The following is a 9,303-nucleotide window of genomic DNA, read 5'->3' on the forward strand; positions in this document are numbered from 1 at the left end:
TACGGGCCGGACCCGCACCCGCCGCGCCGAGTGCGTGCCGGACGGCCGCCTCCAACAAGCGAGCAACGAATTATCGAAGCTTCCCAACGCGCCGCATCCCTCACACACTGATGCACTGATCTCGGCATGTCCGGACACTCCGAGGGCTGCTGCTGGGTGGTCACGCTCCGCAGCGCGCGGATCGCGGCAGATCGTGCACGTGACAGGGTCGACGCCCGACCCGAGTGTCAACCAAGACAAGGCAAACCCGACCTGACACGGTGGTGGGTCACCCTTCGGACAGCGTCTGGCGGCCTTCCGCTCGCCCCCGGAGGTGGGAGGTGGCGGTTGCGTACTGATTTGTGGAGGCCGAGATCCGCACGTTCGCGACGAGAAGGCGTACGACCTCGGGATCGCCGATGACGGCGCCGGCAGCTACGAGCCCGGCCAGGTCGTCGCCGCCGAAGGCGCCGAGAAGGGCATCCGTCGTGGTGACCAGGACGGCGTCCGGTTCTTCGGGCGGCTCGTGGGCGACCTCGGCGCCGTCCGGTGTGAGGCGGACGCCGAACACCCCGGCAGGGCCGTGGTCGCGTAGTTCGATCCGCAGCGTCGCCTCGGGCCGCTGCTGCGTCGGCACGAAGAAGGTGCGGATGGTCAGCATGGCGCTGTCCGCGCTGACGAAGCGCTGTTCCGCGGTTGGCGGGGCGGCCAGCGCCCAGGTGCCGAGCGCGACGACGATCGGCTCGAGGCCGCGACCCCACGCGGTCAGCTCGTAGACCCGCACATTGCCTGGCGGAGGCAGCTGCCGACGGCGTACGACGCCAGCGTCGGCCAGCTCGCGCAGCCGGTCGGACAGCGCGTTCGGGCTGGCGGTTGGGAGCGCCTGCTGCAGGTCGGTGAACCGTTTCGGCCCGAGCAGCAGCTCGCGCACCACGAGCAGCGACCACCGCTCACCCACGATGTCGAGGCCACGCGCGACGCCACAAGCCTGTCGATAACCCCGCTGAGCCGGCACCGAACACCTCCCTTTCACACTTGCTCGATCATAGCATCTACTATTAGCCTCATAGTCTCTTACCTGAGGAGGAGCCCATGACCACGCCAGCGGTACCCCCGATCACCGACCGCGAGACTTGGCAGAAGCAGCTCGACGAGCTCCGGCTCCGCGAGAAGGCGCACACGCGTGAGGGCGACGCCATCGCCACGGCCCGTCGGCGGCTGCCTATGGTCGAGGTCGACCCGACCACCCGCCTGGTCGGTGCCGACGGCCCGGTGCCCCTGCTCGACGTCTTCGAGGGCAGGAGCCAGCTGGTCGCGTCGTACCACATGTGGCACACGGGCAGGCCGGCCGCCGACCAGTGCGAGGGCTGTACGTTCTTCACCGGCCAGGTGCTCGAGCTGGCCTACCTGCACTCGCGCGACGTCACGTTCGCGGTCTTCTGTCAGGGGCCGTTCGAGGAGTCCTCGCGCTACCGCGACTTCATGGGCTGGCAGGCGCCCTGGTACTCCGTGCCCGCGCGGTCGCTCGACCCGCTCGTCGCCGGTCGCGCGTTCGGCATGAAGGCGTGCTACCTACGCCAGGGCGACCGCGTGTTCGAGACCTACTGGACCACCGGGCGAGGCTGCGAGGCGATGGCACCCTCGTACGGGCTGCTAGACATGACCGTCTACGGCCGCCAAGAAGACTGGGAGAACTCGCCGGAAGGCTGGCCGCAGCGTTTCCGGACCGACGGCGACCAGTTCCGCCTCGACGGCCGGCCCACATCGCAATGGTCACGCCTCGCCGCCGGCCGTGACGACGACCTTGGCACCACCGGGCACGCCGACAGCAAGCACCACTGCCACTCTGGTTCGACGCCGGCTGAGTCATGAACCGCCCCTGCGATGATCGATAGTGATCCCCTCCGATGGCTGCTGACGGTGGCCTTCGGCGGGGCCTCCATCTCTCACCTGCTCCAACGCCCGCGCCCATCCCCTGCGTGGCCTTCTCTGGTGGCGGAGCATCGACTCTCCGAGATACTGCACTCGGCCATGGGCCTACCGATGATCGCGATGATCTGGCCGTGGGGCGCGGCAGTCCCGGCAGCCGTCTGGATTGTCGTTTTCATGATGCTACGGGGTGGTTCCTGGTGCAGGCGGCGCGGACGTCGCGACGTCGTGCGGTTCCGGCGTTCTTCGCCACCGTGACGGGAACCATGGTGTGGATGGGGACCTCGATACACGGGCACGCCTCACCCGGCGGTCACGGCGGCGTGGACATGGCCGGGATGCGTCATGCGCCGGTCGGGTGTGCCGGATGGGTCAGTGCGCTGCTCGGTGGCTACCTGGTGCTCGCCGCATTCTGGTGGGTGGGCCGCGGGGTGCACCTCGCTGGTCTGTCCGTGGCGACAACGACGGACGCGGTGGCGCGTCCGCTGGACTGGTCGGCGCTACGCCACGGCGTGATGAGCGCGAGTATGGGCATCGCCCTACTGACGATGGCGTAGACAAGGGAGCTTGCCAAGATCGGACATCCGCTCTTCGGCACGACCGGACGTTTCGACACCGGATACCCGGTCACGCTCGGTAGCGCCCCGGTCGCGGCAATTCAATGCATCCCCTTGGACCCTGGCTGGCGCGGCAGTGCAGCCACGCTTTCTAGTCAGGATCGCTAGGGCATTTTCCTGGACAGCGTTGTGAGTGCCGTGGCGTCCTATGAAGGGCCGGCGATTGATGGTCAGGCAGCCGACGGCGATGGTGTCGGCGTCGGTTCAGGTGAGGTGAGACCGGTCGGCTGTTCTCGCGCGGCGCGGATCGCGTACGTGAGTGCGTAGGGCGTGCACGCCAGGTATAGGAATGGCTGCAGGTCCACCAGATCGGTGATCAGAAAGATTTCCGAGTCGGTTGGTCGCGGCAGGCCGAACGCCCAGTCGGTGTAGCTGACGAAGAGCCACAGCGGCGCGGAGATCCGGTCGACGAACTCGTTTTGGGGCAGCCCGTCGACGAGAGGTACTGGGCTGGCGGCCGGGATGTGATTGATCACGGTGAGGATCACGGCCAGGTCCGCGACGGTGATCGCGCCGAGGATGCCCAGCCACCACGCGGCGCGGACCCGGCCACGTCCGGCGAGTCTCACCGCGCCCCAGAGCACCAGGGTCAGGCCCGTGAGCCACAACAGCAGGCCGGGAGCAGTGCGACTGGACGTACCGGTGTCTGAGTTGAGGCCGTATTCGATCAGGCCGGCGGTGGTCCCGATCGGTATCAGTACGCCGAGGGCGATCCGCACGGGCCCGGTGAGCGCGGTGTGGCGTGCCCAGCGGGCCGCGAACACGGCCAGGACGACCGCTAGCGTGCCGGTCAGGGCCGTCAGTAGCGGTACCTGCAGCGCCATTGACCAGCTGAACCGGGACAGCAGGCCCACTACCACGTTCATGATGACTGCGCTGACGAGGAAGATCCCAACGCAGGCGAGCGGGGCCAGTAGCAATGCGATGGCGGTACGGCGTATCCGACGGTTCATCAGACTCCGATCGGTGAGCGGGCTGCCGGGCCGGCTGGCGGCGAGACTCGCTGCGAAACGCAGCATCTGCGCCCGCCGGCCTCGCGTGGCGAGGACGTGCAGTTCGGCGCTCCACTCGCGGTGCAGTCCAGCACGCAAATCGGTCGGCCAACGCCTGGCTGCCACTCTCAGCAGCACGTCGGCGGCGCGCCGGGTCACCATGCGGGCGCACCGGTCGGACCTGCTTCACCCCAGGACGTCCGTGTGTCGCGGGTCAGGGCGCGCAGTTCGGCGAGAGCCTGCCTGGCCGCGGTCACACCCTTGGTGGTGAGCCGGTAGTACCGCCGGGCGGGCCTCCCCTCGGCCGTGGGGTCGATTGTTTCCCAGTCGGCGCTGACCCAGCCCGCGGCCTGCAGGCGGTGCAGCACGGGGTAGAGCGTGCCGCTGGGTAGGCCAGTGATCTTGATCAGATCGAGGCCGTACCGGTCGGTGTCGGGCTCGGCGAGGAGCACCGAGAGTACTTTCGCGACCGGGACCGTGATTCGCACGGGCGAGACTATACCGGTTTTCTACATAGGTTCGCCAGGCCAGGATCAAGGGACGATGCCGTCCTACGGCACTCATGTCTGAGGTCGGAAGAGCGAACGTCACTGCCATGCGACACCGTGGATGTGTTGACGCACTCACATCGGCAAAGTCGGACGTCTTCCACGTGGCTTGCCAACGCCCGATCAGCGGCAGATGCGGATGCAGCCGCAGGTGCATTTCGGCCTGGCGCTGGCGTGGGTGCGGAATCTCGGTGGAGCAGTCGAGTCCCGATCGGTGAGGATCGGGTTGTGTCCGTTCCCGCCCGTCAGATCCGCGCCCGCTACTCGTCCGACACCATCACCGTGTATCAGGCATATCCCCCGCAGGTTGCACTGCCGGCGGTGGCAGCCGGCCGTTTCGTGGCCCCCTTCAAGCGGGACCGGATGACGTGGATCAAGCCGTCTTTCCTGTGGATGATGTACCGCTGCGGCTGGGCCACCAAGCCAGGGCAAGAGCGCGTGCTGTCCATCGACATCACGCGGGAGGGATTTGAGTGGGCGCTGGCGCGAGCCTGCCTGAGTCACTACGACCGAGACCTGCACGGCGACAAGGCGAGCTGGTCGCGGCAACTGAAGACCAGCCCAGTACGAGTGCAGTGGGATCCGGAACGGTCACTGCATCTGAAGGCGCTGCCGTACCGCTCGCTGCAGGTTGGGTTGTCCGGCGAGGCTGTCGACCGGTACGTCGACGACTGGGTGGTTGCCGTCACGGACATCACCCCCACCGTTCACCGCGTCCGGCATCTTCTGCGCGGCGGCGACGAACAGGCGGCAGCAGCTCACCTGCCTGTCGAACATGTCTACCCGCTGCCGGCTCAGATCGCCGCCGGCCTCAACGCCAGCCCGGACGTCACCGCCGGAGAAGTGCCCGACCAGCAGTACGGACAGTGACGGCCGCTCGGCAGGCCGGCGCGCCCGCTCGGCGGCAGATGCGGATGCCGGGCGCGGGCGCGGGGCGCGACATACTTGCTCCATGGATAGAGCGTGGAGGCTTCGTCCGGCGCTGTCTGCGGATGCGGAATGGCTTGCTGACCTCAAGGCGCGCGCCATGCGCCCGGACCTGGAACGCCTGGGACTGTGGGATGAGGACTGGGCTCGCCGCCGGTTCCTGGACACCTACGTTCCTGCCAACACCGACATCATCGAGGTCGACGAGATGCCGGTGGGTGTCATCGCCGTGCGGCCCGAGGTCGATGCGCAGTGGATAGAGCACTTCTATCTTGATCCTGCGATTCAGGGCCAGGGCATAGGCAGTCAGGTACTCCGGTACGTCATGGACGCCCACCGCGACGCGAGGTCTTTCCGGCTTGCCATCGACCGGGGTAGCGCGGCGCGCTGGCTCTACGAGCGAGTTGGCTTCGTTCACCTCTACGACGACACCAACGGCGTGGATCAGATTTTCGGCGCTCCCGGAACCGCTGCCGCGCGAACGTGACGGTCAGATCCACCCCCTGTCACGTCGGAGGTTCGCCTTCTCCCCAACCAGTGGGCGGCACAGCATCGGGCCATCGAGGACAAGACGGCACTGGATGACCCCGGCTTGCTAAGCCGACGCGAGCGCACTGACATCGGCAGAGTCGGACGTGCCGCGCTCGGCTGCTGTCAACGCCTGACGCAGATGCGGATGTTGGGACCTGAGTTCGTAGGCCCCGGGCCTAGGCTGGGCCGCCATGAGTGAAGAACTGCTCAGCCAAGTCGTGTACACGGACTACGGCCAGCTGACGTTGGAGTGGGGCGAAGAGATCTGGGACGGCGACGCTGACCGATTCTTCAAGGACCAACAGAACGGGCTCGTCGGCGCAGCGGTCCCCGACAACGTCGTGATCATGCTTGCCCGTCGGTCAGGCGGTTCCGCCGTACGCATCGTGCTGGAGGCCTCCGAGCCAAGAGCAAGTGCCGACTGGGAAGACGTCGTCGAGGCATCGTTCGACCTGCCCCCAGGTCGTGCCATGCGATGGTCGACCTGGGCGGACGAGTCCGGCGGGTCGCTCGCCGTGCCGCCAGGGCAATACCGTCTGAGAGTGTCGGCCGCGGGTCGGGACGCCGGCGCGCAGGGCGAGTTCGCCGACGAAGTGGTCGATAGGTATCTCGTCGAACTCTGGCCTGCGCCGGTGGCGCCGGATGCTGTACTTCGCGTGGGCAGCGACGACGCCGGCTACTGGCATCAGACTTGGGGAAGTCGCCGCTGAGCCGCCTCACCAGTCTTCTGGCCGGGCCGGCCACGAGCTCTCGGAGGTCGGGCTCCAGAGAACGGTGTCTGCATGGAGACTCCATGGCGAGGTTCTCGACTGCCCTCACGACCCATCCGCTGATCGGCACTAGCGGACGCTGACCGGGCGCGGTCTGCGGCAGATCCGTGCTTTGTGTCCTGGCAACTTGGCCGTGGGCTTCTTCCGATGCGGACTTAGGTAGACGGGCGATGCGTCGACGGCGTCACCGTAGCTCGCCTTCCAGTAGGCCCATCGTGTACGTGTCGTGCCACCGGCCGCCGAGGCGGAAGGTCTCGCGTAGCCGGCCTTCCTCGACGAAGCCCACCTTCTGATAGACGTGTTGGGCGGCTTGGTTGTCGGCGACGACGGTCAGCGTGATCTTGTGAAGCCGCATCTTCTCGAACCCGTACCGGCACGCTGTCCGCACCGCGTCGGTGGCGAAGCCCTTGCCCCAGTACTCCTTTTCGCCGAGGTAGATGTCCAACACGGCGATTCCCGTCTCCGGCTTGGCGCCATGCAGTTGGACCAGCCCGATCAGCGTCGCATCGCTGAGGACCTCGACACCGAAGAGCACGTCGCCGTAGTCGTTGCGGGGCCGCTCGTCCAGTTACTTGCGCACCCGAGCCGGTGTCTGGGGATAGCCCTCGTTCATCCAGCGCATGACGTCCGAGTCGTGGTTCCACTGCCACAGCGACTCGGCGTCCGACGGTTCCATCGCCCGCAGTCTCACCAGCTCGCCTAACGCGTTCACGGCCAGCCCCTCGTCGTTACATGATCAGGTTGCGAACCGGCCCTTCCTAGCACGGCATCAACATCAAGCTCAATCCGAAGAGTGAGTCGACGCACTCACACCGGCAAGCCGGGAGCGCTGGCTATGTCCCGGAGGCCATGTACGCGGCCAGGATGTAGTTGGGGTGCCGGTCGAGGTTCTTGCGGGCCCGGTCGTAGCGCATGGTCGTCCGCGGATCGGCGTGACGGGCGGCGATCTGCACGTCGCGCAGGCTCACGCCAGCGTCGAGCATGGTGGTGACGAAGTGTGGCGCAGATGATGTGCGGGTGCATCCTCGGCATCCGTATCCCTGCAGTGGCCGCCAGGTGCTTGAGTCGGCGGGTTGCCGCGTGTCGGTCCATCCGCGCCCCGAGGGTGTTGCGAAGGATCGGCCCGCTGGTGCGGTCGTCGACGGCCCGGTCGATGGCTCGGGCCACCGCGGGTGGCAGCGGGACGAGCACGACCTTGCCACCCTTGCCGCGCACGCGCAGTACCCGGTGGCCGTGCTCCTCGCCCAGGTCGGCGATGCTGGCCCCGCAGGCTTCGAAGATCCGCAGACCGAGCAGGCCCAGAAGCGCGACCAGGGCGAAGTCGTTCGAGTTGGTCGGGCCGAGCGGTAGTGATCAGTGCCTCGAACTGCAGGTGACCCAGCCCGAGGGTCGGCGACTCGGCCGGCACCGTCGGCCGGCGGACGTAGTCGGCCGGCGAGTGATCCAGGATGGCGTCGATGACGCAGACCCGATAGAACCCGACGACGACGGACAGGCGCCGCGAGACCGTCGAGGGCTGGTACCGGCGTACGTCCTGCAGCCAGCGCACGTACCGCTCGATGTCCACCCGTGCCGCAGCCAGCGGGTCGAGGTCCTGGTCGGTGCACCAGCGTATGAAGACTCGCAGGTCGGACTCGGTATGGACGCGAGTCTGGCCACGGTAGCGGCCCAGGAAGGCGGACACCGCGGCGCACAAGACGAGGTGACCGGTAGGTACGACGCCGGAAGCGGGAGCAGGAAAGGCAGCCATACATCACCGTGCGTTACCAGCGGCGATGAACGCCAGCACGCCCGGAGCGGCAGATCCGGATGGCCGCAGCGCACGCGACCTGCGACATGGGCGGGCGCACTCGGAAGTGCTGCAAGTCGACGGGGTCACGTCCAACGACGCGACGTCACGGATGCCGGACGGCTATGACCCGAACTTCTTCCATTGCCCTTCGGAGACCACCTCGACGGAGCCGTCGACGACCTTGATGGCCGTCTGTTCGTCGATGGCGTAGGCCGGGACACCGATTTCGGCGGCCCACCGCTCTGCGTCGGCCAGGGTGTTTGTTGGGAAAGCGTCCAGGTGCGGGAAGATCGAGAAGTCGACGACTCCCAGGGTGCGGTCGTCCGGCGCGGACGGCCACTCGACGAAGTACGTTCCGATCCGGGGCGTCATCACCATGCTTCCGGCACTCACTCCCACCCAGACCGTGTCGGGCAGCGATGGCAGCAGATCGGCCAGCCCGGACTCCCGCATCCAGTGGCACAGGTACGTCGCGTCGCCGCCGTCGACCAGGAGCACGTCAGCCTCCCGGACCCAGGGGACCCATCGCTCCGCGCCGATGGTGGGCAGTGCGGTGAGCTCGAGGACACCGAGCGACGCCCAACCCAGGCCGGACAGGTACTGAAACACGGGCTCGGCGGCTACGAAGCCCCGCACCGATTTCGGACCGCACATCGGGTGACCCCACTGTGCTGTCGGGACGCAGAGGGCGTGGCACTCGGCGATCGGCTTGCCGAGGAGCTGCACGAGCGCCGAGTGGATGCTTGGGTTCGTGACGCCGCCTGACGTAAGCAAGAGCTTCAAGGTGCCTCCAAATTCGCGACGCGGAAGGTGGATGTGCCTGAAGACCCGGGACCGTGCTGGAACTCATCGGAGGTCGGGCAACCTCTTCAGAGGTCCCTCAGATCGCCAGGTGCGATTGCCCACTAATCCTCCACCCGGTCCTACCCCGCACAACACGCACCCGACCGACGCACGCAGGATGCGCATGGCGCGCCGACCGCTCATCGGCAGATCAGGGTGCCTGCTCGGCTCAAAGGCCAGCTACCGAGCGTGACCACTCGCGATCAGTGTGCGCGCACGGACGGCGGCATGACCGGATGTTCGATAGGCGTCGAACTTGGCGAATGACTACCGGACCGGCAGGAGTGGACACCCGGCAGACGTGATTGAGTGTGTACGTGGCGCTCTATCCGGTGGGTGACCTGTGAGGGCACCGGGAGGCTTGCGGGCCGGGGG

General features: G+C 67.3%; 10 protein-coding genes and 3 pseudogenes. 5 read left to right on the forward strand and 8 right to left on the reverse strand.

The window, feature by feature from the left end:
* Positions 1-268 precede the first annotated feature (268 nt).
* Positions 269-937 carry a winged helix-turn-helix transcriptional regulator gene (locus DKL51_RS35580; protein WP_260428393.1) on the reverse strand — a complete coding sequence of 223 codons (669 nt, stop codon included), beginning with the start codon at positions 935-937 and terminating at the stop codon, positions 269-271.
* 134 nt (positions 938-1,071) lie between these two features.
* Here DKL51_RS35580 and DKL51_RS06380 point away from each other — a divergent pair, with 134 nt between their 5' ends.
* Together DKL51_RS06380 and DKL51_RS06390 are read left to right on the forward strand one after the other, a co-directional pair.
* Positions 1,072-1,851 (forward strand): DUF899 family protein, encoded by a 780-nt coding sequence (locus DKL51_RS06380; protein WP_109943981.1) that lies wholly within the window; start codon positions 1,072-1,074, stop codon positions 1,849-1,851.
* Between the two features lie 180 nt (positions 1,852-2,031).
* Positions 2,032-2,465, forward strand: a pseudogene (locus DKL51_RS06390) (DUF5134 domain-containing protein).
* A gap of 230 nt (positions 2,466-2,695) precedes the next feature.
* Here DKL51_RS06390 and DKL51_RS06395 read toward each other — a convergent pair.
* Both DKL51_RS06395 and DKL51_RS06400 read right to left on the reverse strand, forming a co-directional pair.
* A complete protein-coding gene (locus DKL51_RS06395; RefSeq protein WP_243420621.1) occupies positions 2,696-3,679 on the reverse strand; it encodes a hypothetical protein in 984 nt (327 codons plus the stop codon).
* On the reverse strand, positions 3,673-4,005 hold the full coding sequence (locus DKL51_RS06400) for a PadR family transcriptional regulator (RefSeq protein WP_109943984.1): 333 nt from the start codon (positions 4,003-4,005) through the stop codon (positions 3,673-3,675). The genes DKL51_RS06395 and DKL51_RS06400 overlap by 7 nt, the downstream gene beginning before the upstream one ends.
* 288 nt (positions 4,006-4,293) lie before the next feature.
* Here DKL51_RS06400 and DKL51_RS06405 point away from each other — a divergent pair, with 288 nt between their 5' ends.
* The 3 genes from DKL51_RS06405 to DKL51_RS06415 all read left to right on the forward strand — a co-directional run bounded on the left by DKL51_RS06405 (position 4,294) and on the right by DKL51_RS06415 (position 6,233).
* Positions 4,294-4,935, forward strand: coding sequence for a DUF4291 domain-containing protein (locus DKL51_RS06405; RefSeq protein ID WP_109943985.1), 642 nt, complete (start codon positions 4,294-4,296; stop codon positions 4,933-4,935).
* Between the two features lie 82 nt (positions 4,936-5,017).
* Positions 5,018-5,479, forward strand: coding sequence for a GNAT family N-acetyltransferase (locus DKL51_RS06410; RefSeq protein WP_109943986.1), 462 nt, complete (start codon positions 5,018-5,020; stop codon positions 5,477-5,479).
* A 235-nt stretch (positions 5,480-5,714) separates the two neighbouring features.
* Positions 5,715-6,233, forward strand: coding sequence for a hypothetical protein (locus DKL51_RS06415; RefSeq protein WP_109943987.1), 519 nt, complete (start codon positions 5,715-5,717; stop codon positions 6,231-6,233).
* A 244-nt stretch (positions 6,234-6,477) separates the two neighbouring features.
* Here the strand turns inward: DKL51_RS06415 and DKL51_RS06420 are convergent, their stop codons facing one another.
* From DKL51_RS06420 to DKL51_RS06430, 5 genes and pseudogenes are all read right to left on the reverse strand, one after another.
* The gene (locus DKL51_RS06420) at positions 6,478-6,828 is read right to left on the reverse strand and encodes a GNAT family N-acetyltransferase (RefSeq protein ID WP_243422309.1); all 351 of its coding nucleotides are present in this window, start codon (positions 6,826-6,828) and stop codon (positions 6,478-6,480) included.
* A 298-nt stretch (positions 6,829-7,126) separates the two neighbouring features.
* A complete protein-coding gene (locus DKL51_RS36175) occupies positions 7,127-7,276 on the reverse strand; it encodes a hypothetical protein (protein ID WP_260428394.1) in 150 nt (49 codons plus the stop codon).
* 49 nt (positions 7,277-7,325) lie between these two features.
* A pseudogene (locus DKL51_RS37070) lies at positions 7,326-7,607 on the reverse strand (tyrosine-type recombinase/integrase); the annotation flags it as partial.
* Between the two features lie 166 nt (positions 7,608-7,773).
* A pseudogene (locus DKL51_RS37075) lies at positions 7,774-8,043 on the reverse strand (hypothetical protein); the annotation flags it as partial.
* 162 nt (positions 8,044-8,205) lie between these two features.
* A complete protein-coding gene (locus tag DKL51_RS06430) occupies positions 8,206-8,868 on the reverse strand; it encodes a Type 1 glutamine amidotransferase-like domain-containing protein (protein ID WP_089015451.1) in 663 nt (220 codons plus the stop codon).
* Between the last annotated feature and the right edge of the window lie 435 nt (positions 8,869-9,303).

Origin of the sequence: Micromonospora globispora (genome assembly GCF_003857015.1) — a bacterium.
Lineage (GTDB): Bacteria > Actinomycetota > Actinomycetes > Mycobacteriales > Micromonosporaceae > Micromonospora > Micromonospora globispora.